Origin of the sequence: Providencia lanzhouensis (assembly GCF_050469745.1) — a bacterium.
Taxonomy (GTDB): Bacteria; Pseudomonadota; Gammaproteobacteria; order Enterobacterales; family Enterobacteriaceae; genus Providencia; species Providencia lanzhouensis.
Window position 1 is genome coordinate 753,707 of record NZ_CP174123.1, and the last position, 26,323, is coordinate 780,029.

21 protein-coding genes are annotated in these 26,323 nt (G+C 44.2%); 9 read left to right on the plus strand and 12 right to left on the minus strand.

The features are described 5' to 3' along the window. Positions 1-46 precede the first annotated feature (46 nt). From ACIH2S_RS03445 to ACIH2S_RS03465, 5 genes are all read right to left on the minus strand, one after another. The gene (locus tag ACIH2S_RS03445; protein WP_108479211.1) at positions 47-2,836 is read right to left on the minus strand and encodes a M16 family metallopeptidase; all 2,790 of its coding nucleotides are present in this window, start codon (positions 2,834-2,836) and stop codon (positions 47-49) included. Further along, positions 2,826-4,532, minus strand: coding sequence for an ABC transporter ATP-binding protein/permease (locus ACIH2S_RS03450; protein ID WP_108479212.1), 1,707 nt, complete (start codon positions 4,530-4,532; stop codon positions 2,826-2,828). The genes ACIH2S_RS03445 and ACIH2S_RS03450 overlap by 11 nt, the downstream gene beginning before the upstream one ends. Before the next feature lie 46 nt (positions 4,533-4,578). Continuing rightward, a complete protein-coding gene (locus ACIH2S_RS03455; protein WP_430248120.1) occupies positions 4,579-7,332 on the minus strand; it encodes a secretin and TonB N-terminal domain-containing protein in 2,754 nt (917 codons plus the stop codon). Between the two features lie 117 nt (positions 7,333-7,449). Then, positions 7,450-8,451 carry a FecR family protein gene (locus ACIH2S_RS03460; RefSeq protein WP_051422595.1) on the minus strand — a complete coding sequence of 334 codons (1,002 nt, stop codon included), beginning with the start codon at positions 8,449-8,451 and terminating at the stop codon, positions 7,450-7,452. Next, positions 8,451-8,987 carry an RNA polymerase sigma factor gene (locus tag ACIH2S_RS03465; RefSeq protein WP_036950242.1) on the minus strand — a complete coding sequence of 179 codons (537 nt, stop codon included), beginning with the start codon at positions 8,985-8,987 and terminating at the stop codon, positions 8,451-8,453. Before ACIH2S_RS03465 ends, ACIH2S_RS03460 begins: the two co-directional genes overlap by 1 nt. 165 nt (positions 8,988-9,152) lie before the next feature. Between ACIH2S_RS03465 and ACIH2S_RS03470 the strand changes: the two genes are divergently transcribed. Next, the gene (locus ACIH2S_RS03470) at positions 9,153-9,935 is read left to right on the plus strand and encodes an energy transducer TonB (RefSeq protein ID WP_036950244.1); all 783 of its coding nucleotides are present in this window, start codon (positions 9,153-9,155) and stop codon (positions 9,933-9,935) included. A 13-nt stretch (positions 9,936-9,948) separates the two neighbouring features. Here the strand turns inward: ACIH2S_RS03470 and ACIH2S_RS03475 are convergent, their stop codons facing one another. After that, positions 9,949-10,710: an AhpA/YtjB family protein gene (locus ACIH2S_RS03475; RefSeq protein ID WP_430248121.1), complete on the minus strand. Its 762-nt coding sequence runs from the start codon at positions 10,708-10,710 to the stop codon at positions 9,949-9,951. A 141-nt stretch (positions 10,711-10,851) separates the two neighbouring features. Between ACIH2S_RS03475 and serB the strand changes: the two genes are divergently transcribed. The 3 genes from serB to nadR all read left to right on the plus strand — a co-directional run bounded on the left by serB (position 10,852) and on the right by nadR (position 14,859). Continuing rightward, positions 10,852-11,829: a phosphoserine phosphatase gene (serB, locus tag ACIH2S_RS03480; protein ID WP_036950248.1), complete on the plus strand. Its 978-nt coding sequence runs from the start codon at positions 10,852-10,854 to the stop codon at positions 11,827-11,829. A 204-nt stretch (positions 11,830-12,033) separates the two neighbouring features. Further along, positions 12,034-13,416, plus strand: a complete 1,383-nt coding sequence (gene radA / locus ACIH2S_RS03485; RefSeq protein ID WP_036950249.1) for a DNA repair protein RadA — start codon at positions 12,034-12,036, stop codon at positions 13,414-13,416. A 198-nt stretch (positions 13,417-13,614) separates the two neighbouring features. Beyond that, positions 13,615-14,859, plus strand: a complete 1,245-nt coding sequence (gene nadR / locus ACIH2S_RS03490; RefSeq protein WP_036950251.1) for a multifunctional transcriptional regulator/nicotinamide-nucleotide adenylyltransferase/ribosylnicotinamide kinase NadR — start codon at positions 13,615-13,617, stop codon at positions 14,857-14,859. Positions 14,860-14,903: 44 nt separating this feature from the next. On the opposite strand, the gene ettA is transcribed toward nadR, so the two are convergent. From ettA to ACIH2S_RS03505, 3 genes are all read right to left on the minus strand, one after another. Further along, a complete protein-coding gene (gene ettA / locus ACIH2S_RS03495) occupies positions 14,904-16,571 on the minus strand; it encodes an energy-dependent translational throttle protein EttA (protein WP_108479217.1) in 1,668 nt (555 codons plus the stop codon). 360 nt (positions 16,572-16,931) lie between these two features. Further along, positions 16,932-18,125, minus strand: a complete 1,194-nt coding sequence (locus tag ACIH2S_RS03500; RefSeq protein ID WP_230083164.1) for a hypothetical protein — start codon at positions 18,123-18,125, stop codon at positions 16,932-16,934. An 11-nt stretch (positions 18,126-18,136) separates the two neighbouring features. Continuing rightward, positions 18,137-18,898 (minus strand): hypothetical protein, encoded by a 762-nt coding sequence (locus tag ACIH2S_RS03505; protein ID WP_036950255.1) that lies wholly within the window; start codon positions 18,896-18,898, stop codon positions 18,137-18,139. 526 nt (positions 18,899-19,424) lie between these two features. On the opposite strand from ACIH2S_RS03505, the gene sltY reads away from it, so the two are divergent. Then, complete coding sequence (sltY, locus tag ACIH2S_RS03510; RefSeq protein ID WP_196712523.1) at positions 19,425-21,341, plus strand: murein transglycosylase; 1,917 nt, start codon at positions 19,425-19,427, stop codon at positions 21,339-21,341. 131 nt (positions 21,342-21,472) lie between these two features. Further along, positions 21,473-21,790, plus strand: a complete 318-nt coding sequence (trpR, locus tag ACIH2S_RS03515) for a trp operon repressor (protein ID WP_036950344.1) — start codon at positions 21,473-21,475, stop codon at positions 21,788-21,790. Between the two features lie 104 nt (positions 21,791-21,894). Here the strand turns inward: trpR and yjjX are convergent, their stop codons facing one another. Further along, positions 21,895-22,431, minus strand: coding sequence for an inosine/xanthosine triphosphatase (yjjX, locus tag ACIH2S_RS03520; protein ID WP_006657125.1), 537 nt, complete (start codon positions 22,429-22,431; stop codon positions 21,895-21,897). A gap of 52 nt (positions 22,432-22,483) precedes the next feature. Between yjjX and gpmB the strand changes: the two genes are divergently transcribed. Beyond that, positions 22,484-23,131, plus strand: a complete 648-nt coding sequence (gene gpmB, locus ACIH2S_RS03525) for a 2,3-diphosphoglycerate-dependent phosphoglycerate mutase GpmB (protein ID WP_036950261.1) — start codon at positions 22,484-22,486, stop codon at positions 23,129-23,131. Positions 23,132-23,263: 132 nt separating this feature from the next. Here the strand turns inward: gpmB and ACIH2S_RS03530 are convergent, their stop codons facing one another. Further along, on the minus strand, positions 23,264-23,668 hold the full coding sequence (locus ACIH2S_RS03530) for a RidA family protein (RefSeq protein WP_108479220.1): 405 nt from the start codon (positions 23,666-23,668) through the stop codon (positions 23,264-23,266). 372 nt (positions 23,669-24,040) lie between these two features. Between ACIH2S_RS03530 and ACIH2S_RS03535 the strand changes: the two genes are divergently transcribed. Beyond that, positions 24,041-24,478: a GNAT family N-acetyltransferase gene (locus tag ACIH2S_RS03535; protein ID WP_108479221.1), complete on the plus strand. Its 438-nt coding sequence runs from the start codon at positions 24,041-24,043 to the stop codon at positions 24,476-24,478. A 203-nt stretch (positions 24,479-24,681) separates the two neighbouring features. Here the strand turns inward: ACIH2S_RS03535 and robA are convergent, their stop codons facing one another. Next, on the minus strand, positions 24,682-25,584 hold the full coding sequence (gene robA, locus ACIH2S_RS03540) for an MDR efflux pump AcrAB transcriptional activator RobA (RefSeq protein WP_108479222.1): 903 nt from the start codon (positions 25,582-25,584) through the stop codon (positions 24,682-24,684). A gap of 251 nt (positions 25,585-25,835) precedes the next feature. On the opposite strand from robA, the gene creA reads away from it, so the two are divergent. Continuing rightward, positions 25,836-26,273, plus strand: a complete 438-nt coding sequence (creA, locus tag ACIH2S_RS03545) for a protein CreA (RefSeq protein WP_282560337.1) — start codon at positions 25,836-25,838, stop codon at positions 26,271-26,273. The last annotated feature ends 50 nt before the right edge of the window (positions 26,274-26,323 follow it).

Consider the following 26,323-nt stretch of genomic DNA (forward strand, 5'->3'; position numbering starts at 1 on the left):
ACAAATAAATCAGCCCGTTGTATTCACGGGCCGATTCTTTCTCAGATTAAGGCGTCATCATAAATACTTTCTGATTTTGACCTAAGTATTTACTAGCTAATTGATTTATCTGTGGGAGTGTTAAGGACTCAATCACTGCACGTTCTTGCGTGAGGCGCTGATATTGCCCATCATCCGCCGCAACTTGCGCGAGGGCTTCAGTCCAATAGCTAGAGCTATCCGTGACTTGAGCATTTTCAGTGAGCCAAATATTTTTGGCTTCCATTAACTCTTTTTCCGTTACGCCCGTTTGGCGCAGCTGCGCAACGGTATTGCGTGCCAACGTCACCATTTCTGAAGCGCGTTCAGGCGCTGTGGTGAAATTTAAGCGTCCGGTGTAATACGGTTGTGGTTTTTTGGCTAACATTTGCGAGAAACTAAGGGCATAAATACCGCTGGCTTTTTCACGCAATTCGCTACGTAGGCGTTGACTAACAATGGTATCAATCAATTGCAGAGCCAGCTGATCTTGCTGAGACCACTGGGCAGGTGCAGCAAATTGAATGCTTACCATGCTCTTATCGCTGCTACTGATTGGATACTGCTGATTAAAGCTCGCCATCTTCGGCATGATCCCTTGGTTGCGCCATGCCAGTTTTCCATCATGGGCAGGTAGCGTCGCAATCCACTGCTCCAATAATGGTTTCAGTTCGCGGGCATTCATTGCACCAGTGATCACCAGCGTCATATCTGACGTGGAGGTGAGTAATTGGCGGTTCGCTTGTTGAAGTTGCTGAGCGGTAAATGTCTTCCAAGCTCCTTCAGGGGAGATCACTAACAGCTCACCATGCTGGTAACTTTGCTGATTAATATGGTCGAGGAAGGTGCGCTCTACAGGCATTTTCGATAAGTTCAGTGCGAAAGCCTGCTTTTGCTGCTCGAGTTTCTCTCCACTAAATTGCGGTGCGGTCAGTTTTAAATTCAGTAACTGCAACGCCGTTTCAAGATTATCTACCGGGGTTTTGCCGCGATAACCGTGGTTGAGTAATTCGCTATAAGGGCGAACGCTGACCTGATTTTGTTTCGCCAACAATGCTAAGTCGCGGGCGCTGTAATTGCCATAACCGCTGCTTTCTGGCAGCTTCATTGCCCAATCGGTTAAGCCTGCGGTTTGCAGGGTTTCAAGGGAACGACCACCTGGTAGCTGTAAGTTAAATTGAATATCATCTTTAAGATTTTTATCCGTTTTAACAATCACCTTGATGCCATTACTGAGTGTCCATTGTTCCGTTTTTTCGATAGGCAGTGACGCTTGCTCGGTAATTGCGCCTTTTGCCACAACAGGTAATTTCAAGCTAATGGCTTGCGAGCGCAGCGTGAACGGTCCCGGTTGTGTTTGGCGAATACGTTGCCACTGTTCACTGAACGTTTGTTTGTTTACCGCCTTTTCATCGGTATCAGGACCAATCAGCGCTAAGCGTGGGGATGCCACTTGTAAAAGGCTAGCCACATGGCGCTGTAAATCTTGAGGCTGGATATTTTTGGTTAATTGGTAGCTATTATCCAACTGCTGGCGTTTGTTCCACATCGGCATCTCATATTCGAGTGCAGTGGTCAGTTGCCCTGCTAAGTATTCATTACTGTAACGCTGCTCGGAACCAGCTTGTTGGCTAAGTTTCTTCAGCATGCCTTGTTTGGCGCTATCCAGCTCTTGCTGAGTCACAGGCTCGGTCGCTAAGCGTTGCAGTTCAGTAAACAGAATTTCGGTTGCACCCGCATAATCATTGCCTTTTGGATGGATGATCATGAGCTGCTGAAGGCGCTGGTTATCTAGCATTGCCCCTTGTTCATTAATACTAATGGACGGCAAAATGCCATTATCGACCATCACGGAAAAACGTTGATTTAAGATGGTTAACCATAAATTATCCATCAGATCGTCAGTTTGACCTTGGCGAGTATTCAGCGGTGCGGAGACATTTTTTTGCAGTGAAAACTGAACGTAGCGCGCACCTTGTTCTTTATCAAATACCCCTTGAACGAGCATATTGTTGGAATCGGTAAAGCGCTTCCATTCTGGAGAATCTTGGGAAATTTTTTCCGGTTTCGGTAACGCAAACAAGGTTTTTACTTCATCACGTACTGTCGATGTACTGAAGTCTCCAATAATCAATAAGCTCATGCGCTGAGGCTGATACCACGTTTTGTAGTAGGCTTTGGCTTGTTCAATAGGGGCTTGGCGAACCACATCAAGAGAGCCAATAGGGTTACGCTCTGCGTAGCGGCTACCGTGGTAACGCAATTTTTCGAGGCTGTCATTAATACGATAGCCCATGCCTTGACGTAAACGCCACTCTTCAATAATGACGGGGCGCTCTTTTTCAAATGCTTCTGTATCGAAGGTCATATTAGCCGCCCAATCCGCCATCACTTGTAACCCTGTGCTGACTTGCGCTGGCGTGGCATTTGGCAATGATAATTTATATAGGGTGCTGTTGATGCTGGTGATCGCATTGACGTGGCTACCGAGTTTAAGCCCTTGCTGCTCTAATTGCTTAAAGCCAGTGGTACCAGGGAAATGCTGGGTGCCTTTAAACGCCATATGCTCAGTGAAGTGAGCTAAACCGAGCTGTTGCTCAGTTTCTTGCAATGAACCCGCATTGACCAATAAACGCAGCTCGACCCCGGGTTGATTACGCTGAAGCAGATAAACTTGCAGCCCATTATCGAGTTGATAATGTTGCAGATCTTGGCGTACTGGCAGCAATGTTTGATCGCCAGATTGTCGAGGTGCGCCGTTAACACAGCCTCCTAAAAGTGCCGCAACGGCGGCGACCAAGGTGATTTTACGAAGCATATTCTGGGGCTCCTGTCATAAATGGGGTATTTTGCGTTGTTTCAGATAAACGCAGATGCTTGTCAGCTAATTGGTCAATAAAGCCTTGGTGGCTAACCAAAATGATGCTGCTGGCGGGAAGCTGAGCTTTCAGCATATTCAGTAAAGCGAGTGCACTTGGCTCATCAAGAGCGGAGGTCATTTCATCCAATAGCATTAACTTCGGTCGATTCAGAAGCAGTCGCGCAAACATAATGCGCTGCTGTTCACCGCCAGAAAGCCGGTTGTTCCAATCGGTTTCCAAAGCCAGTTGTGAATGAAGTTTTTCCAACCCAACAAGGGTCAGCGCATATTTCAGATCCGAAGCTGCAAATTGGCTGGCATCTTGTGGGTAAGCCAATAAATTATCTAAACGGCTTATTGGTAAATAAAGCCGTTGTGGGATCCACATGACGTTATCTGTACGAGTAATTTTGCCGTCAAAGAACGGCCAATGACCGCTTAATGTGCGCAGTAACGTGGATTTGCCAATACCAGAACGACCGGAGATCAACATCAGCTCACCGCTGTTGATGCTAAGAGAAACGGCGCTTAGTAGTGGGCGATGATCTGCCGTAAACAGGCTCAAGTTTGCCGTTAATGGTAGGCTATCTTCGTTGATAGTGGCTTCTGGGGTTTTATCGTTTTCCAATAAAACCACGAAGTTATACAGACGCGCGATGGTGGCTTGCCATGCTGCAATCTCTTTATAGGCAAAAATAAACCAGCCTAATGAAGTCGCTACGCTGGTGAAGGCTTGGCGTAGCTGCATTAATCCACCCAGCATAATTTCACCCGCTAAAAACTTAGGTAATGCGAGTAACACAGGGGCGAGGGCGGTCACTTGCTGATAGCCAACGGTATAAAACGATAAATTACGTTCACAGCGAATTAACTGGTTCCAGTTACGGATAATTTCGCTAAAGCGTGCCATCAGCTCTTTGCGGTCTTGTGGCTCACCCCGTTGCCCTGCGATAGCGTCCCCATGTTGGCGGCAATTGATTAACGAGCTACGGTAATCTGCTTCACGGCGCTGTTTATCCATATGCAGGCGGCGCAGTGGGAAACCAATGAGCTGGGTTAGCGCGATGCCGATGATGGTGTAAATAATACAGGCCCAGAACATATAGCCTGGAACGGTCCAATCGCTATCGGCGAAATTAAATGAAAGGCTTCCTGAAAGCGTCCACAAAATTGCAGCAAAAGAGATCAATGTCAGCATTGAGTGCAGGAAGGTGACTAACAGATTCAGTGTGGATTCAATCAGTAAGCGAATATCTTCTGCGATACGTTGGTCTGGGTTATCTGGCTCTTGGGAGGCGAGCCTCAGCATATAGTGTTTACTGTTGCCCGAAAGCCAGCGACCAAGTACTTGCTCGGTCATGCCTTTACGCCAACGGATAATTAGCATCTGCTTGAGGTAGGTACCCATCACCACCACAAAAATCAGCCCGCTGACTAAAATTACAAAGTATTGCAGCAGCCCATACAGTGCTTGTCCGTCCAGCTTTTGCAGGGCGTTATAGAAATCCCCGTTCCACATGTTCATTTTGACATTGAACCAAACGGAAGAAAGGGTAAGCCCTAACGAGGCAAACAGCAGCACCCAGCACAAAAGGGCAGCACGCTGCCCCCAAAAAGGTTTAACTAAATAGAGAAATTGTTTAATGGTCTTCATGACTCGATTTCTTGGTTATGTGTTTGACATTGCTCACGGCTATCACTTAGAGATCGTAATTCACTTGCAGCCAGAACTGACGACCCGGATCATAAGATTTGATCGTGCGGTCATCGAACATAAAGCGGTCTGCAATATTTTTATTATTCAGTACGTTATTCACTTCAACCGAGAATCCAAAGCCGTAAGCAAAATCAGGTTTCCAGCCTAGGCGGGTATCCCATGTGTATTTGCTCGCGAAGTTTTGCTTGGTGTATTTGCGTAACTGACCATATTCAGGATCGGTGTAGTAAGCGTTGTCATAACGAACCGCTTGGTCACGAGAACCCCACCATTGAAGGCGGTTGTACCATGTGACGTCATACTCATCCCAAACACTGGTCATCTCTAGGTTAAGCTTAATCGGCGAGTTAAAGCTGGTGGATGGCAGTTTTGATGAATCAATCACTTTGCCGTCGTACCACACTTTGTTGAGGTTAACTTTGTTACCTGGATCGAATGAGTTATAGCCAGAGTCTTTTGGTGTATTACTTTCGCTTTGCTGCCATGTGAACGAGGCGGTCATGACATGGGATGCCTCTGCCCATTCCCACGGTTGGCTATTGTTGACGGATAATGTAACCGTATCGTGAGAGCTGCGCCCACCGTTGTCGTACATACGGATGCTACGTTTATTAGCATCGCGGCTGTTGTATTTGGTGCGGGTACGCACTTCGTCATAGCCTTCACGGTGAACATACTGTAAGCGCCAAGTGGTCGATAAGATTTCTTGTTGCAGTGCGAGGGTTAGCTCATCGTTATAAGGGGTTTTAAGAGAATCGATCCCTTCGTAGTCACGGGCATCATCCCAATCGTTTTTGCTAGGATCGACATCGCACATAAAGGTACAGTTTTGCATTCCCGCATTCTGCGCACCATACAGGGCATAAGTCAGCATTGAGCGACCGTAATAACGGTTTGCCCCTGCTATTAGTAGGGTTTGCTTATCGCCAAATAGGTCATAGGTACCTGAAAGACGAGGGGCAACGTTAGTACGATTAACAAAGTCATCACGATCAAGGCGAACGCCGGGACGTAAGGTTAATTTGCCATATTGCAGATTATCATCGAGGAAGATAGCGTAATTGGTGTAATCAGCCGAGTGTGTGCCAGCTTGGAATCGCGTGATATTTTGGGCCGCCCCAACCCATTGGAGATCATCCGCATTGCCCACAAAACGATAACGATAATAGTCTTTATCACGCTTATAGGTGCCTTTGGTATACGCAATTTCGGAACCCAGTGTTGGCTGGTGGGTTATTCCGAGTCCATCTACCATTGAATTTAAACGCATTACCGCTTTTGCAGAATGCATTCTTTGCTCTGTGGTTAAGTCACCTTGACCACCACTGCGTAAGGATTGTGGGTTTTTCCAATCGCTATAATCCAGCAGCTCCACATAATCTTTCTGATCATTTTTACGATCATCTTTGAGATCTTGTGTGCTGGCGGTTAACTCTAATTTCCCGATATCAAATTCATGCTTGAATACACCAGTAAACCCAAGACCATCATGAGTGCTGTCATAGCCTGAGTTTAATACTGAGCTAGCGAATAGATAGCTATCGTATTTTGCATAGTTTACAGAAAGGTCAACAGAGTCCCGTGGAGTCAGATCCATCGTATATTTCAGGAAAAAGTTATCAGAGTCACGGCGTTGTTTTCTGGTGCCTTCTGCGGAATAAATTTCTTCTAGTTCACCGCTACCATTGAGTGTCACTCCCGTTCCACCCGTCACCGTCATCGGAATCGTCGAACTACGGCGAGATGCGGAGAACACCACACCTGAGTTTTCTGTCACACCCAATTCAAACCAGCCACCAAAATCATTTTTATCGTAACGATCTTGGAAACGAGCAGGGTTGGCAGTGTCATTTTTGGTGGTATCAATGGGCTGGCTCGGATCGTTGAACAGATTATTCCAGCCAGAACGGGTTAAGCGGTAGTAAGCGTGAGCGCTATTTTCCCCTTGCCAACGACGACTGTTTACCTCAACGGTTCCTCCCGTAAAGCCACCGAATTCCACAGGGATGTTGTTATCATAAACGGCCATGCTATCAATCAAGCGACTGTCGATGTAAATCCCTTGGTCGCTGCTACTCAGTCGTGTGGCGGTTTCACCTAAGCCACTGTCGGCAGGGTCAAAGTCATTGTTGAAGCTCACGCCATCAAGGCGATAGGCATTTTGGTAGCTACTGGAACCATGAATAGAAATACGCGAAGGCTTAATTTCCCCTTGGTTCATGGAGTTGCTATCGTTATTCGCAAACTGCACGGCAGGGTTAGTTTTCATTAAATCGGTAATATTGCCGTCACCAGTATTTTTTTGGCTGATTTCTTCTGAGGTGACGTATTGCGGTGCAGACATGACGTCCATGGCAGGGTGATTTTGCACCACGCCCGACACTTGGGTTTCAGGTAAAACTAACGTGCCTTGGTTTAAGTTTTGAGGACGAATAACCAGCATGCCGTTTTCGTTAACCAGCTCTAACCCGCTACCAATAAGAATTTTTTGTAATGCGGTTTGCGGGGTATAGCTGCCAGAAAGGGCGGGTGCGCGTAGCCCGTTGAGCTGGCTTTTGTCATACAGCAGTGAAACTTGACCTTGGCGACTGATTTGATCAATAGCGCTCGCAAGACCTTGTTCGGGTAACGAGAAAGTAATTTCTTGGGCGATAGCAGATTGGCTGACTAAAGCACTGGTGACCGCCAGTGACAGCGCAATCGGCTTGAATCGGCCGAGTGTGAATTGAATTGCCATGGATATCCCTTATTCTTAAGCTGCACGAAAAATGTGCTAAAAAGTCATCAATAAAATGAAGCTACTTAAGAAGAGGGAGAAATGAGAATTATCCTCACCTGCAAATGAAAATATTTTTTATTTATTTTTTTTGTTTTGGATAATCAGTAGGTTATTTTTATCCTGATACACGACTTGCACAGGAAGGAGTGAGGGAAGTGCCTGAAAAAAGGCATCTGGCTGCTGAAGGTTAATGCGTCCGGATATTTTCCGGTTGGCTAAATTGCTCGGAGAGAGTTCAACCTGAAAGTCGGAATAGGTTTTTAATTCAGACAAAACTTCACCGAGGGGCTTATCCACAAAGCTGAGCTCACCGAAACGCCATCTTGCCACCTCTTGCGGGGAGACTGAATTGAGCGCGATTTTTCCATTGATGCTCGGGCTTAACGCCCCTTGTCCGGCAAGCAGTAATACAGGTTTTTGGCTGTTGAGGCTTTGAAAACTCACAATGCCTTGGCTGACACTGACCGCCACCTGCTCGCCTTTTTTATTCACTTCAAATTCCGTTCCGACGACCTGAATTCGCCGTTGATCGACATTGATAACGAACGGGCGATAAGGGTTGGATTTCACTTTAAAATAAGCGGAACCTTGGTCTAAGTAGAGCTGGCGGATTGGCGTTTCATAAGCGACTCGAATGCGGGTATCGCGATTGAGAAACAGCTGAGAGCCATCTGACAATGTCACTTCTTTGGTGGAGTCAGTGGAAACCAGCGTCATGTTATTGAGCAACATGGAGGGAAGCTGGCTGTAAGGTAAAAACAGGACGGCAGCAATAAAACAGGCGGCAACTAGATGACCGAGAGGCTTCCAAAACGATGAAAAACCAAATTTTGACGCTGTCGATTTAACAGGCGCAGGGCGCGGAACTTTTTCAATATCTTGCCAAATCCCCGCAATTGCTTCATAGGCATCCTCATGGGCTTTTGAAGCACGTAACCAAATTTTAAATTCTTGAGATTGTTGGTCACTGAGCTGTTGACTATGAACACGGGTAAACCACAGCGCCGCGTCTTCGTCGATGCGTTGTTGCTCGACTGACGAGGTATTTTCTGGCTGCTGGGTTTGGTTGTTTGCCATTACGGATGATTGCTCTTATCGTCTAGATATTTTTTACAATGCACTAATGCCGCTGCAATATGTTTTTCCACCATACTGATCGAAATTTCCATACGCTCTGCAATTTCACTTTGAGATAACCCATCAAAGCGATACAGCAAAAAGGCTTCTTTACGCCGTGGAGGCAAAAGATCAATCGCCTCGCCAAGTCGCGCAATTCGCTGTTGGTGCTCTAAAATTTCGCTAGGGTCGGCGGTGGTTTGCTCAAAACTTTGTTCATGCACCACTTCATCAATCGAGGTATGGGACTGGCTCTGTTGATGATTCCGTCGCCAATGGTCAATTAACACATTGCTAGCGATTTTAAACAGATAAGCACGGTTCTCCTTCACAGGATCCTGCGCTTTACGGTTTAGCCATAGTGTAAACACATCCTGTGATAAATCATCCGCATCGTTACTATTACCTAGTCGACTGCGGAAAAATCGCACAAGCTGACCGTAGGTTGATTGATATGCGCCGCTGATTTTGCGGGCAAGGGATTTATCGATAGTCATTTTCTGGTGTCAAAAGTGAAAATAGTTTAATAATTAGCTCAAATTGACTTTATAAATTAAATCAATACCTTGTAGTTACTATTGTTATTTTATTAATAATAATGAATATCATTTTGATTTGTATTATGCCTATAATCAGCGAAAAATAAAGATGTGAGGCAAAATATGAACAGCAGTGTGGGGCAGCTGGGAAGCCCAATTTTTCGTCCTCTGGGCGGTTTATGTGGAAGTCTTGTTTTCCATGGAATACTGGCAATGCTTTTTATTGGGTGGTTTACATCAAACCTACCCAAAACTGGGGTTTTACCCCCCGCAATTTCTTTACAATTAGGGCTTTATCAACTGGAACAGCAGCAGGAGCCTGAAGTTAATAATGCGCCTAAACAGCAGATGGCAACACGAGAAGAAATTGAGCCTGAAGTTGTTGAAAAAGCAGAGAAGTTACCCCAAACACCACTGGTTGATAATGGGACATTGACGCGCGTCACCGAGAAAAAACGCCCGCCAAAGAAAAAGCCAGTTCAAGAGAAAAAAGTAGTGGAAGAAGCTCCCGTTTCGACTCAAGAATCCGAAGTGACGTCGGTGCCAACTTCTGGCAGCGCTTCGAATAGCAGTGCGAATTTTGCGAGCAGTGCCGTTGCACCCGTCAGTGGTCATCATGGGTGGGAAAGTGAAGTTCATCAACGATTAGCGAAAGCAAAGCGATACCCACGCGCTGCATTGCGTTTTCGTTCAACGGGCGTTTCTCAAGTCAAAATTATTGTGGATAATCAAGGCCAGTTAGTGAGTGCTAGCTTGATTAATTCGTCAGGTACCAAGCTCCTCGATAAAGAAGCGCTAGCGACTATCGAACGCGCAGCACCGTTTCCGATGCCACCTGAGACTTTGCTAGCCAACGGAAAAGTGGAACTAATTGCACCGATCGTGTTTGATACGACGTCAATCTAGGTGGAATTAACGGTTATTGTTTTTCTGTAAACTTGCGCGCCACCCGTCTTGGTCGATGTGGACTTGGTTCTTTACGGCGTTTGGCGTGTGGTGATTTTAAGGGGCTACGTGTATTTTTAGCCCCATTTGTCCCTATGCTCTGTTCCTCGGGCTTATCTTCACTCTCTTCCGCGTTTTCGTCAGGTTCGATAATCAATTGCTGCTGACCTTTCTTTTTCTTCAGGCGCATTAGGGTGTTCGCCAAAATAAAGCCAATACACAAAGATAATAAAATAAATACGCGCATGATATTAACGGTGTTATCGGCTTGCTGAAGATCAGTAGTGAGCGACTCAGTATCGATGGTCAGGCGTAAATAGCCTTTAGGTTCTTTGGCGCCTTGAACGGGAACCACTAATTGATACTGAAAATTCTGTAGTCCAGTGTTTCCTTCGAGGGAAAGTCGCTCTTTGACCGTGGCGGGTTCCCCCACTTGGGTGACTAACACGCCTGCCGCCGTGTATAAACCGACATCCAAAATATAGTGATCTTTAGCTAGATGATTTAAATTGGCATTAATTCGTTCTAAATTAAAATCTTTGCTGCCGGGAACCACATAATCGGATAAGCTGAATGCCACTTGCTCAGCTAATACTTGAGTTAATTGCTTAAATTGCTCTAGTCTGCTCTGGCTTTGGTTATAACCTAAATATGAAACCCCGTGCATTAGGAAGGTTATCAGCGCAACGCAAACAATGATAATAACGGTTTTGTGCAGCCTAAATGGGAGTTTCATAGGAATAATCGTGCTCTTTGTCTGTTTTATCGCAATTAGCAAAGTTATGAAGCGTTAACTTGCTGGAAAATTTAAGTATAGTAATTTTATGCAGGGTATACATTATAAAAAAAGTTGTATCCACAACAGGAGCTAATTTTCATGCCAACGAGTTTGACCTACTGTTATCTGCCTGATGAAATTCAAAAATGGCCGGGTTTACCCTTATCGCTAAGTGGTGAAGAAGTGATGCCATTGGATTATCGTGCAGGGGACACTGGGTGGTTGTTATATGGTCGCGGCTTAGATAAAGCACGTATCAGTGATTTCCAGCAGCGTTTAGGGATAGCGATTGTGATTGTTTCCTCTTGGCGCATTGATGATTACCAAGTTGTGCGCATCGCGGGCAGCATTACCCCTCGCATCAAAAAATTGGCAGATGAAAGCCAATTGGATGTGGTGCCACTCGGTAAAATCCCACGTTTACGATCCCCTGGGATCTTACTCATGGATATGGATTCCACCGCGATCCAAATCGAGTGTATCGATGAAATCGCCCGTCTGGCAGGAGTCGGCGATCAAGTCTCTGAAGTGACCGAACGCGCCATGCAAGGGGAGCTCGATTTCACAGAAAGTCTACGTGCTCGTGTGGCACTGCTCGAAGGTGCCGACGCGGCTATTCTCGACCAAGTGCTCGAAACCTTACCGTTAATGCCGGGGTTAACCAGCTTAGTTCGTAAGTTACAAGCGATGGACTGGCATATTGCTATTGCTTCCGGCGGATTCACTTTCTTTGCCGATAACCTACGCCAGCGATTAAAACTGGTCGCGGCCGTTGCTAACCACCTTGAAGTCAAAAATGGCAAACTGACAGGTAAAGTTAAAGGGGCGATTGTCGATGCAAAATACAAAGCGCAAACCCTCGTTAAACTGGCAGAAAAACTGAATATCCCAATGGAGCAAACCGTCGCCATCGGTGACGGAGCAAACGACTTGAAAATGCTCAGAAAAGCAGGACTGGGGATAGCGTATCATGCAAAACCAAAAGTGTTTGCAAGGGCGAAAGTGGGGATTAAGCATGCGGATCTGATGGGAGTGTTATGTGTCCTTAGCGGAGGCCTCAAGCACGAAGAACGCTAAAATCTTCTTCATTCTTAGCGTGACAACGTTGTTGGCTGCTCTTAGCCACCCTAGTCACATACTTGTGTATGCTCCTAGGGCTGTCTGCGTTTGCCGCCTAGTTGTCACGCGAATAATTTTGAAGATTAGAACTTGTGTCAGTTAAAGATTTAAAGATTTAAAGATAAAGCGTTAAACATTTTTTTGGGTGATTAAGGAGTGGCTGTGGCGAAAGGTGCGAAAAGGGCATTTGTGTGTAATGAGTGTGGGGCGGATTATCCGCGCTGGCAGGGGCAGTGTAGTGCCTGTAATGCATGGAATACCATTACGGAAGTGCGTTTGGCATCGACGACTGCGGCACGTACGGATAGGCTGACGGGCTATGCCGGTAATGCGGCGGGCGTCAGTAAAGTCCAAAAACTCTCTGAGATTAGCCTCGAAGAACTGCCACGCTTTACCACTGGATTTAAAGAATTTGACCGCGTGCTAGGTGGTGGGGTTGTGCCAGGCAGTGCCATCCTTATCGGGGGGAATCCCGGAGCGGGGAAAAGTACCTTACTGCTGCAAACCATGTGCTTACTATCGCGGGAGATGAAAACCCTGTATGTCACGGGGGAAGAATCCTTACAGCAAGTTGCCATGCGTGCCCACCGATTAGGACTACCGACTGATTCACTCAATATGCTGTCGGAAACCAGTATTGAACAAATCTGCCTGACCGCAGAGCAAGAGCAACCCAAGCTGATGGTCATCGACTCCATCCAAGTGATGCACATGGCGGATATTCAATCCTCGCCGGGCAGTGTGGCGCAAGTGCGTGAAACCGCGGCATATCTAACTCGCTTCGCAAAAACTCGCGGCGTGGCGATTATTATGGTGGGTCACGTCACCAAGGATGGCTCATTAGCAGGACCTAAAGTGCTTGAACACTGTATTGACTGCTCCATTATGCTCGATGGTGATGCCGACAACCGCTTTCGTACCTTACGCAGCCACAAAAACCGCTTTGGTGCCGTCAATGAGCTGGGCGTATTTGCCATGACGGAACAAGGCTTAAAAGAAGTCAGTAATCCGTCCGCCATCTTCTTAAGTCGTGGAGATGAAATTACCTCGGGCAGTTCTGTGATGGTCGTTTGGGAAGGTACGCGACCATTGCTGGTGGAGATCCAAGCCCTTGTCGACCACTCTATGATGTCGAATCCGCGCCGTGTTGCGGTGGGGCTGGAACAGAACCGTTTAGCGATTTTGCTGGCGGTATTGCATCGCCACGGTGGATTACAAATGTCCGACCAAGACGTGTTTGTGAACGTCGTGGGCGGGGTAAAAGTGACGGAAACCAGTGCTGACCTCGCGCTGCTATTATCGTTAGTTTCAAGTTTTCGTGATCGCCCATTACCTCGCGACCTTGTGGTATTTGGTGAAGTGGGGCTGGCTGGGGAAATTCGCCCAGTCCCAAGTGGGCAAGAACGTATTTCCGAAGCCGCAAAACATGGCTTCAAGCGGGCCATTGTGCCTCACGCCAATATGCCGAAAAAGTTACCTGCCGATATGAAGGTTTATGGGGTGAAGAAGTTGGCGGATGCGCTTAGTATTCTCGATGAATTCTAAATTATCGTCATGCTCCGCGCTGTTGCTTGCGCTTGCTAACCCTAGTCACATACTTTGTGTATGCTCCTAGGGATTAGCGGCACTTAGCGCCTAGCGACAACACGGATCATTTAGATAATATAATGTTCAGATAATGATGAGATAGCGAGAGAAAAGATTCTCTGTTAAAAAGGGAATAAAAGCGAAAGGATAAATAATATGGCTGAATTTGACTATCTAAAGAGTGCCATCAAAGGTGCGGGTTACACATTGCAGCAAGTAGCGGATGCGACCGAGATGACCAAAGGCTATCTCAGCCAGTTAATTAACGACAAAATTAAAAGCCCCAGTGCGCACAAAATCGCGGCGCTTCATCGCTTTTTAGGCTTAGAGTATCCGCTTCAACAAAAAACCATTGGCGTTGTTTTTGGTAAGTTTTATCCGCTCCATACGGGGCATATCTATTTGATTCAACGAGCTTGCAGCCAAGTGGATGAGCTGCACGTGATCCTCTGTCACGATGAGCCTCGTGATAAAGAGCTGTTTGTGAATAGCTCCATGTCACAACAACCTACTGTCAGTGACCGCCTGCGCTGGTTATTACAAACCTTTAAGTATCAGAAAAATATTCATATTCACTCCTTTGATGAGCAAGGAATAGAACCCTATCCTCACGGTTGGGAAGTGTGGAGTGACGGGATGAAAGGCTTTATGAAAAAGCACAACATCAACCCGAGCTTTATCTATTCCGGCGAGCCTCACGATGTGCATCGCTATAAAAAATACCTTGGGATCGAAACTATTCTTATCGATCCTGAACGCACATTTATGAACATTAGCGGCAACCAAATTCGCCAAGCGCCATTCCGCTATTGGGAATATATTCCAACCGAAGTGAAGCCATTCTTTGTGCGTAAAGTGGCGGTGTTAGGCGGCGAATCAAGCGGTAAATCCACCCTCGTCAATAAATTAGCCAATATCTTTAATACTACCAGTGCGTGGGAATATGGGCGCGATTATGTGTTTAGCCACCTTGGCGGTGACGAGATGGCGCTGCAATATTCTGATTACGATAAAATTGCGTTGGGTCACGCTCAATATATTGATTTTGCAATTAAATATGCGAATAAAGTGGCGTTTATTGATACGGATTTTGTCACCACGCAAGCATTCTGTTTGCGCTATGAAGGGAAAGAGCACCCATTTGTGCAGGCGCTGATCGATGAATACCGTTTTGACCTTGTTATCTTGCTGGAAAATAATACTCCGTGGGTAGCAGATGGTCTACGCAGCTTAGGCAGTGATAAAGATAGAATGGAATTTCAAACATTACTGATTGAAATGCTGAAGAAAAATAATATTGAATTTGTGCATGTGGAGTCGTCAGACTACGATTCACGCTTCTTAGAGTGCGTTTCTTTGGTTCAGCAATTATTGATGCTGGATGATTCACTTTCCGCATAAAAAAATGGCACCCAAGGGTGCCATTTTTGATCGTAATAGACGAATTATTTAGTCATCTTTTTGTACTTGATGCGGTGTGGCTGCAGCGCATCCGCACCTAAAGTGCGTTTCTTGTAATCTTCGTACTCAGAGAAGTTACCTTCGAAGAAGGTGATATTGCCTTCATCTTGGTAGTCGATGATGTGCGTTGCGATACGGTCAAGGAACCAACGGTCATGGGAAATAACCATTGCACAGCCCGGGAATTCTAACAGGGCGTTTTCCAGCGCACGTAAGGTTTCAACGTCGAGATCGTTGGTTGGTTCATCGAGCAGCAATACGTTACCGCCAACTTGCAGCAGTTTTGCCAGATGTAAACGACCACGCTCACCACCAGAAAGCTCGCCCACGCGTTTACCTTGGTCAACGCCTTTAAAGTTAAAGCGGCCGACGTAAGCACGGCTTGGGATCTCAAAGTTGCCGATACGCATGATGTCTTGGCCGTTGGAAATCTCTTCCCATACAGTTTTGCTGTCATCCATTGCATCACGGAACTGATCCACAGAAGCAATTTTCACGGTATCACCCAAGGTGATTGAACCAGAATCTGGCTGCTCTTGACCGGAAATCATACGGAACAGGGTAGATTTACCTGCACCGTTTGGACCGATGATCCCGACAATCGCTCCTTTCGGGATCGAGAAATTCAGGTTGTCGATCAGAACGCGATCACCATAAGACTTGCTCAGGTTTTCCACTTCGATAACTTTGTCACCTAAACGCGGTCCAGGTGGGATAAACAGTTCGCTGGTTTCATTACGTTTTTGGTATTCCACGCTGTTAAGCTCTTCAAAGCGAGCCAGACGCGCTTTACCTTTGGATTGGCGACCTTTCGGGTTTTGACGGATCCACTCAAGTTCTTTCTCAATGGATTTACGACGAGCCGCTTCTGTTGACGCTTCTTGCGCCAGACGCTCATCTTTTTGTTCCAACCAAGAAGAGTAGTTACCTTCCCATGGAATACCTTCACCACGGTCAAGTTCAAGGATCCAACCTGCAACGTTATCGAGGAAGTAACGGTCATGGGTGATCGCCACAACGGTGCCTTCGTAGTCGTGCAGGAAGCGCTCTAACCAAGCAACGGATTCAGCATCCAAGTGGTTGGTTGGTTCGTCGAGCAGCAGCATGTCTGGTTTTTCCAGCAGCAGGCGGCAGATAGCCACACGGCGGCGTTCACCCCCAGACAAGTTGCCGATAACCGCATCCCAAGCTGGCAGGCGCAGTGCGTCAGCAGCACGTTCCAGTTGGTTGTCTAAATTATGACCGTCTTGTGCGGCAATAATCGCTTCCAGCTCGCCTTGGATTTTCGCAAGCTTGTCAAAATCAGCGTCTGGATCGGCATATTGTGCATACACTTCGTCTAAGCGAGTTAAAGCATTTTTAACTTCACTGACCGCTTCTTCAACGGCTTCACGAACGGTATGTTCCAGATTCAGTTTCGGTTCTTGTGGCAGGTAACCAATTTTAATACCTGGTTGAGGGCGTGCTTCCCCTTCAATCTCAGTATCAATGCCAGCCATGATGCGCAGTAATGTTGATTTACCCGCGCCGTTGAGACCTAAAACACCAATTTTCGCCCCAGGGAAGAAGCTCAGAGAGATGTTTTTTAAAATATGACGTTTCGGGGGAACTACTTTTCCCACTCGATACATACTGTAAACGTATTGAGCCAATTTATTTACCTTTTGTTTTATAACATAATTTTTAATCGCATCGCTCGGTTATTCACTTTGTAAGAACTCATAAATTCAAGGCGAATAGTGAGATTCCAAAAGCGAAAGTGTGTAAAACGAGCCACTCAAAAGTAATTGCGTCTAACTGTAATTGTTCCTGCCTTTATGTCAATAACTTCCCATGCAAGTGATGACAATTCAGGGGGCTATCACCTCATCATGCAATCAATATTAATTCATTATTGATGTCGATTATTACATATAACAAAAGGCTCGAAATAGGTGTTGAGTAGGGTTGGGATGATAATTGATGGGATCTGAACTGCAAACGGCTAGACCCCAATATATGAAGTAATGGTATTAAAGATAAGTGAAGTAAACCTCAGACATTTCACATTCGATACCATTTATAATAGCTGTAGAACGTTCGCCAATAAGGTTACTATTTTCATCAATAAAATCAACAATGTCGAAATCTGTATTAATTCGCTCAACACCTAATTCTTGTAACGTATATATTTCACCTGCATGAGATATGCCGTCCATTTGATGATTTACCCATATGCGCAATGAAGCGTAAATTTCATCATTTTTGTCGATATATCCTTTTTTGTCTTTGTCCAAATCAACAAGTTTAAAGAAACCTTCCATGCGCTCAGAGCCACCAAACAGATCATTAACGCTAGTTACGTTGTCAATACCTTGTTTGTTGTAAACTAAAAAACCAGAAGTTGGCATAATCCACGCGGAGGTAACGTTATGGCCAATTCCTAATAAATCAAACTGAACGGATTGATCAAAAATTGAGGTCGTTTTTATGCCACAGCCGTCTAGATTAATAACAATCGGTGAAGCAACAGTGAGGTTCTTAACCACAAATTCCTGAACTTCTAGTTCGCAAGTTCCCTGTTCCATAGTAAAATGCTTGGCAACATCCCATGCATCCGTTGATTTAGTGTCAAGCCATTTCCCCCCTGAAATTGTAGTTGGCACAACAGCATCTATACACGGTTGAGCCCAATTAGGTAATTGTTCAGGTCTCCATCTATTAGGGGTTAATACCACTTTGCGTGCTTCTTTAATTTGATAATTATCGCCAGAGCAAAGAGCATTACTTAGGTTTGCATAAATACTCACTGCAGTATTTGGTTGTAAATAATTAGGCAATTGACTACGCCCTAAAGTAGTTTGATTAAATACTTGCATTCCAAAGTCAACACAATTGCCACAAGCCAGCGCATATTTCATATTACCAATACTAGATTCATGATGTGCTTTTTGGGCATATTTTAACGCGTTCGTAAAATCATTAGATGACAACTTTGCGTAACTGAAATGATGCGGTGATTTTGCATCGATTTTACGTCGATTATCACTTTCTTCATTAGATACACCAGATGGGCGATCTTTATTTTTTAGATTTGCACCAAAAGTTCCTTTATTAACACCATTACCATCGATAAAAGTAAAATTAACATGCCCTGTTGCAGATTTAACGCCTACATCAGAGTAATTAGCCTCAAACTGATTAATACGGATATATGGTTGAGCCATAAAAAAAATCCTTATTTTTTATTGCGAATAAGTAATATTGATTGCATCTTTTCATCTACAATCGACGAGTAAGTTTCTGGATTTTTTGTATCACAATCTAGAATGTAACGTGCCTCACCTCCTGTTCTGCCTAAGTATGAAATGTATGGATATTTTAAGTTGGTAAATTTTTTTGCATCTTCAACAGAGGTTAAAAATGCACAAGGGTTTTCCATGGCATTAATGACTAGTTCTCTTTGTTGTAAATTATCAAAAATAAAAGGTGCTATTTTGAAAACAAAACAAGAGGTTGGTGTGTCATTGATGCGATAGTCATTACAACTGTTTTGCCGAATTAGAGGATTTGGTTCAGTGATATATTTGACTGTTACTCTCATTGTGGGAGTTATAATTGTATTAGGATCATGAACATCAATTTCTACCATCTCACCGTTTTTATTTATGAAATGCTTAGTCTCTAATAAAGTAAATGAATCGGATTCAACTAACGAACACCCTCCAATTAAGGCAGTATTTACAACTTCATCCTTTCCATTACATAAGTGTTGAGATACTTTTTTGTTTTTATTATTTTTTATTAAGCCAGTTGCATAAGCTGCGTAGATGTTTTTACCAGTAATATTTTCCATTAATGCAGATGTAGCGGCATCCTGTACCGCAATAGAAGGGATAAATCCAAACGAATCTCCTTTATGCATCGAGTATGCATTTGTAAAGAAAGGAATTAGCACAATACTGAACATTAATACATTAGGCTTACAACTAAAATTCATATACAAATCCACTTTTAGTTTGTCAAAAAAGCATAAAAAAATATTACATATAACACCCGTAAATGGAAATGATTATCATTACAAAATTTAATTTTGTTCAATAAAAATGAAAAGATAATAAATAACTCTATCTCCCTACTTTAATTGAGACATTTCGACTTTGAATTTTCTAACATGCCAAGCTCAACAAGTTTTAAATATTCACTATCTGAGTTTCTGTCAAACCTGCTTCTTGAATATGACCTTTGCAATAGTAGGGCAGAAAATCTAATTATAATTATCTTATTTTAGGGAAAGTCGGCAGAGGCCTATACCCGATTGCCCCTAGGCTGGTCTAGGTTATCCGTGTTGTCAGGGTTAACGAATCGAATAAGTAAAAGATTGTAAACCCAACCATTTCAAGAAATCTCCTCTGTCGCTGGCTGAAAACTTTAGGTAGCATTAACATTATTGATATATCTAATGAATGCTTTGAGTATGTTTGAGGTCAATCTCTAACAAGATTTAAGCGATGGAGCGAATAAATATGAAAGGTTGGTTAGCGGCAGTTCCGGTCACTATGCTGTTGGTATCCACAACAGTTTGGGCGGATTCTTTACAGGCACAACGTGAACGTTATCAAGCAATTAAAGTCGCTTGGGATGCCAATAAAATGGATGAAGTCGAGCGTTTATTGCCAACCTTACGTGATTATCCGCTGTATCCGTATTTAGAATACCGCGAGCTGTCACAAGATTTAGATATTATCTCACCAAAACAAGCGCAAGAATTTATCGATACATACCCAACGTTGCCTGTGGCGAAAACTCTCAAAAACCGGTTTGTAAATGAGCTGGCGCGTCGCCAAGAGTGGACATCGTTATTGGCATTTAGCCCTGAGCCGCCACAACCTGCGGAAGCGCAATGTAATTTCTATTTCGCGAATTGGGCGACAGGAAATAAACAAGTCGCGTGGCAGGGCGCTGAAAAAATGTGGCTTAATGGTAATTCCATGCCAGCAGCATGCGACAAACTGTTTACTGAATGGGAAAAAGCCGGATATCTTTCAACGGATATGATTTTGGCGCGTATTCACCTTGCTATCAAAGATGGTAATACGTCAACGGCAACTTACCTCGCGAAACGCTTACCAAGCAGTTACAAAACTATCTCTGATGCGTTGGTTAAACTACAAAATGACCCCGCTTCGGTTGTCACGTTTGCGAAAACATTGACGCCGACCGATTTTACGCGTCAAGCCACATTAGCTGGATTTAGCCGCTATGCGCGTCAATCCCCTGATGCAGCCCGTACTGCATTAGCAGGGATTAGCTCTGCCCAGAAAATGAATATGGCAGAAAACCAGCAAATGAAAGACAGCATTGCGTGGCAATATATGGGAGTTGATGTCACTCCTGAGCAGGCAATGTGGCGTGATGAAGTGATCCGTGAAACCAATTCTGCCGCCTTAAAAGAGCGCCGTGTACGTTTAGCGCTGGGAGAAGGGGATAAAACGGGATTAGCGTCATGGTTGCGACAACTACCGAACGACGTAAAAAATAAGGAAGAGTGGCAATATTGGCAGGCTATCACCTTGATTGATCAAGGTAAAACGGCTGAAGGTGAAAGTATACTGCGAGAGCTAACGTCGAAGCGTGGATTCTACCCAATGGTTGCCGCTCAGCAGTTAAAAATGGATTACCCAGTCATGGTGAATAAAGCCGTGAAACCAGACTCCAGTATTCATAGCATGCCGCAAATTCAGCGCATCCGTGAGCTAATGTATTGGGAGATGGATAATCTGGCGCGCTCCGAGTGGATCAATTTGGTCTCTTCCATGTCACCTAATCAACAAGAGCAGCTCGCCCGTTATGCCTTCGATAATAAATGGGCAGATCTGAGCGTTCAAGCCACGATAACCGCAAAACTGTGGGATCATCTTGAAGAGCGTTTCCCGCTGGCATGGGAAAAACAGTTTGATAATTACACTCGCAGTAAAATGATCCAAAAAAGCTATGCGATGGCCATTGCTCGTCAAGAAAGCGCATGGAACCCGCAAGCGCAGTCTCCAGTTGGCGCGACAGGCTTAATGCAGTTAATGCCTGCGACAGCAAAACATACGGCGCAAAAACAAGGCATCACTGGTTATGTGAACGCAGGGCAACTGACTAACCCTGTGATGAACATTGAGTTAGGTACTGCGTATCTTGACGATGTTTATCAGCAATTTGGTAATAACCGTATTTTAGCCAGTGCGGCGTATAATGCCGGCCCATCACGAGTGACTCGCTGGTTAGGTAACAGCGCAGGGCGTATCGATGCGGTGGCTTTTGTGGAAAGTATTCCGTTTGCAGAAACCCGTGGTTATGTAAAAAATGTTCTCTCTTATGATTTGTTTTATAAACATTTCTTAGGTGAAAAAGGCAATGTGTTATCCGTGAACGAATGGAATATGAAGTATTAATTTGTATGGCGTTTCATCTTGTTGGTCGGTTTGGTTTACCTCCAACAAGATGAGCGCTGTATTTTTAACTATACGAAATAGTGTTCTGTGCTATTATTTGTACTAGTTTAATAGTATGGAAGGGTAGAATGATGACTGTAGAATATAAACCAGACCCGGCGTTAACCGCCGATGAAAATGCGGATTGGCAACGTTTTGTGGAACTGCTACAAATGGCCTTTGAGCAAAATATACAGGATTCGATTCTTCAGCTATTACTCACACCGGATGAACGGACGGCTTTAGGGACTCGCGTTAGGATTGTTCAAGAATTAATGCGCGGTGAAATGAGCCAGCGTGAATTAAAAAATGAGCTCGGTGTAGGCATTGCCACCATTACTCGTGGTTCAAACAGTTTGAAATCAGCCCCTATTCCGGTAAAAGAGTGGCTGGAATCTAAGCTACTGTAGTTTTTGATTATCTTTTATAGCAGCCAATGATTATTCTCTAAAAATAAATGTGGGGCTCTTATTGCTAAGAGCCCCACATGCATTTTAAATCGTTTTGAGTATAATTAGTCTTCTATGTGATTTAGCTCTTTATAAATTTCGTGTTTAATAGGAACTAAAGCCAGTATGAGTGCTTGTTGATAAACGCTGGTGCGCGTCAATACGCCATTGGTGAAGAAGCCAATCGCACCGCCTTGTTGTTTGATATTATCAATACCAGTAAGGTCAGCCATTTCATCACCCAGCTCACGACCTTCACGGATCCCCGCAAGCACTTTTTCTGGGATCATAATACTGGCAGAGCGTGATTCTCCACGGATTTGATGGTGCTCAATCACAATCCATGCAAATGTCATGTCATCTTCAACACCCGCCTCAATACCTACCCAAAAGTCAGCTTCTGGGCGTACTTGGCGTGATGCCATCACACGTTGTCTTGCTCCTGTACGGGTTTCATTATTACCGATAGGTTGCTGTGGAACACTGCTATCGACATTAATATCTTCAATTTGATAACTGCCAGGCCCAAAAACGGCATCGAAAGCAAGATGAATCGCTTTAATTTTGGCTGGATTCGTCGTTGCAGCTATAACTTGGTACATTAATTATTTTCCTTTGAACACATACTTTGTACAGTAATAACGGAACACATCTATGTTACAGGTTTATCTTGTTCGCCATGGCGAAACTGAATGGAACGTTGCACGTCGCATACAGGGACAATCTGATAGCCCGCTGACCTCACTTGGTCGTCAACAGGCCATGCAGGTTGCTCAACGGGTTAAATCCGAAGGTATTACCCATATTATCACTAGTGATATGGGACGCACACTTGAAACTGCACAAATTATTGCACAAGTGTGCGGGTGTGAAATTATCACAGAACCGCGTCTGCGTGAATTAAATATGGGTGTCTTGGAGCAACGAGAAATTGGCTCGTTGTCTGAACAAGAAGAACAGTGGCGTCAAAGCCTTATAAATGGTGTCGAAGGTGGTCGTATTCCTGAAGGGGAATCGATGGATGAACTTTTCACGCGTATGTTTGCGGCGTTAAATAATTGCCTTGAACTACCTGAAGGAAGCCGTCCATTATTGGTTAGTCATGGCTTGGCGCTCAGTACATTATTAAGTCGTATCTTAGGTGTACCTGCAAACTCTCCACGACGTTTACGTCTGCGTAACTGCTCGCTATCTCGCGTTGATTACCAAAATAGCCCATGGTTAGCCAATGGCTGGATTGTGGAAACCGCGGGGGAGGTGACACATCTTTCTCAGCCTGCTCTTGATGAACAGCAAGGTTAAGAAATAAATCAGCGAAAAAGAAAAAAGGCGTTTCAGTGTATGAAGCGCCTTTATTTTGGGTGTTTCAAGCCCTTGAAAAGACACTTTAAGAGGTTTGGTGGCTTGTGCCCCTATTAGGACTAGTCAATATCTCTAATCTAAAACTGCATGGGCCTCTATCTCTATCAGCCATTCGGGTAATGAAAGCCCTGAGACGATCACCCAAGAGGACGCTGGTGGGAAATCACCAAATTTTTCTTTTAGTGCATTTGCAATATCAAGCTGCTCTTCATGGCTATTAAAACCATTCTTAATATAAATACGCAACATTGTTACGTTGGATAAATCACCGCCAGCTTCACGTAATACATGCTCAATATTAATCAACGATTGAACTGTTTGCTCATACATTCCACCGGCCACGGTTTCTTGTTGAGCATTAACACCAACCTGCCCGGAAAGGAATAATTGGCGTGTTCCTGTTGTTTCTATTGCTTGGCTAAAGCCATACTGTAAAGAATTAAACACAGAAGGAGGGTTTATTAATTTTTTAGTCATTGTACATTCTCGGAATAAAAATAGAGGATAAGCATAAGCCCGCATAATACTCTTTGCTAGCGTCAACTCTCACACTCCAATGCAACCAGTGTTTTTTGAAGACTCAGCCAGCCATTGAGTCGCTAAAATAGGAATTTCTAGTTGGCGAATGAAAACACATGACTGATTTTTGCGTAAGTGAAGAGAGTGTCTCTTATTTTAAGATATATTTGAGGGCTGAGTTTTGCTTTCTAGTTGCAAAGTCCTTGTCCATTTGAATAGTGGCTAACTCGATCATTTCTATGTTGTTAGCTCCAAATGTGCTACTCCTACCGTTCACAATTGATCACCTTAAAACGCCTTGGTAGAGTGAAGAATTTGAGGGAGATAAATATGCATATCCATCTAAAGCCTATAGATAAATCAAATTATGAATCTATTATCATGCTTGAAGTTACTGAAACCCAAGAAGAGTTTGTCGCTTCTAATATGTTTTCTTTGGTAGAAGCGGCTTATGATGAAACCCTTACTGTTCGAGGTATTTACAATGGTGATATACCTGTTGGTTTTTTTATGTGGAAAAAGGCCTCAGATCTTAAAATAGAGATTTGGCGTTTCATGGTGGATAAATCGCATCAGAAGCTTGGAATTGGGCGAAAGGCGTTAGAGTTAGCTTTAAACGAGATTAAACAAGACACACTGATAAATGAAATTGAAATCTGTTATGACCCATTAAACCCTATAGCGAAGCCTTTTTATGCTTCTTTTGGATTCAAAGAAATTGGATTAGATGATGAGGGAGAAGAAATGCTCGCTGTTATTTTGTTTTAGCTTTCTCTTTCTTGTTAGGCTGTATACCACATCACATCAATTGTTGGGCTGACAAAAAGCAACAACAGCTTGTGTCATTTCTCCTTACACCTCGACTGAGAGGGAGCTGAAGTAGCCTTCACGTTAATAAATCAAACAGCGAAAAAGAAAAAGGCGTTTCAATGTATGAAGCGCCTTTATTTTGGGTGCTTAGTTATGACGGCTTAATTAGCTTCAGGCTTTTTGATGGGAACATAATAGCTGAATGCTTCAATGTGAGTTCTTGGATCCGTATCCGTTATCTCATTGTGCGTCACATCCTTGATTTTGTAGTGTTCTACATCATAGCCTGGACGGCGAGTGAGATTCAGTTTTGGCAAGTAGACCCCATAAACATGGTAAAGGAACTCCTGCATTCTTTCTCTCGTCGTCTCACCGCGATAATTAAATTTCACATATTCGCCTGCGGGGATCGTAACATGGCTATATTCGGTGTTACTAAAGCTCGCATCTTCGGGTTTCACTGCGGTGGTGTAAAACACAGTTTGCTCATCATCTTTCTCGGCACTATGAATCGCATGATGTAAGCCAAAGACTTCAGAAGCCACTTTGGTGGTGTGCTCTAAATAATAGCGCCAGAAAGACTGACGCATTTGCGAGCAGGCAGTTGACCACTCTTCAAGCACATAGGAACAACTTTGCTCCAAACCAACCAATGGCTGCTCGACCATCGTGACAAATTCATAATCCAATGGAGAATGTTCATCCAACACGATCGGTGGACAAATACCGGTTGCGCACCATTCTTCAGTGCGGCGATAAAATGCAGGCGTCAAATTGAACTGTTTTTTAAAAGCGCGAGTGAAAGTTTGTTGTGAATCAAATCGATACTGTAATGCAATATCAAGAATGGGACGGCTCGTTAAGCGCAGTGCAACCGCGGCACGAGATAGGCGTCTAGCGCGAATATAAGCACCAATTGCTTGGTCGGTCACATCCTTGAACATTCTCTGTAAATGCCACTTTGAATAACCCGCTCTCGCGGCAACATTATCTAATGACAATGGTTTATCAAGGTTATCATCTATCCAACGAAGAAGGTCGCGAATAATATTTGTTTGATCCATGGATATCCCCAGGCAATACGACTCACAGAACAGATATGAGTAATCAATGAGTGGCTATTCTATAACAACTTACCTTTTTCGTTTATAGTAAATGAGTTGTATTTAAGAATTAGTTAATAAACAGAATTATTGCCGTTTAGGTTATTTAAAATTCAGATGTTAAGCTGAAAAGGGAATACTGTATGCGTTCTTCCAAATTTAAAAAAGGTATTGCGAAAGGTAATACACTGAAAAACCTCATTTTGGGATCAATGTTGTCTGCACTATCTTTTATGGCAGTCGCAGAGGAAATCGGCTCAGTTGATACTGTATTCAAGGTGTTTGGACCTGACCATAAGATAGTGGTAGAAGCCTTTGATGACCCGGATGTGGACAATGTGACTTGCTACCTAAGCCGTTCAAAAACGGGTGGGATTAAAGGTGGGCTTGGATTAGCTGAAGATACCTCGGATGCTGCCATTTCTTGCCAACAAGTGGGTCCTATTGAGCTAAATGACCGAGTGAAACGTAACCCGAAAAAAGGTCAGGTGGTTTTCCAAAAGAGAACGTCACTGGTGTTTAAAAAGCTCCAAGTGGTTCGTTTTTACGATCCAAAACGTAACGCGCTCGTCTATTTGACCTATTCCGATAAGATGATCGACGGCTCGCCTAAAAATGCGCTAAGCGCCGTGCCAATTATGCCGTGGTGATAGTGCTTTAATATAAAAATCGCCACTGATTATGTTTAAAATGAGTGGCG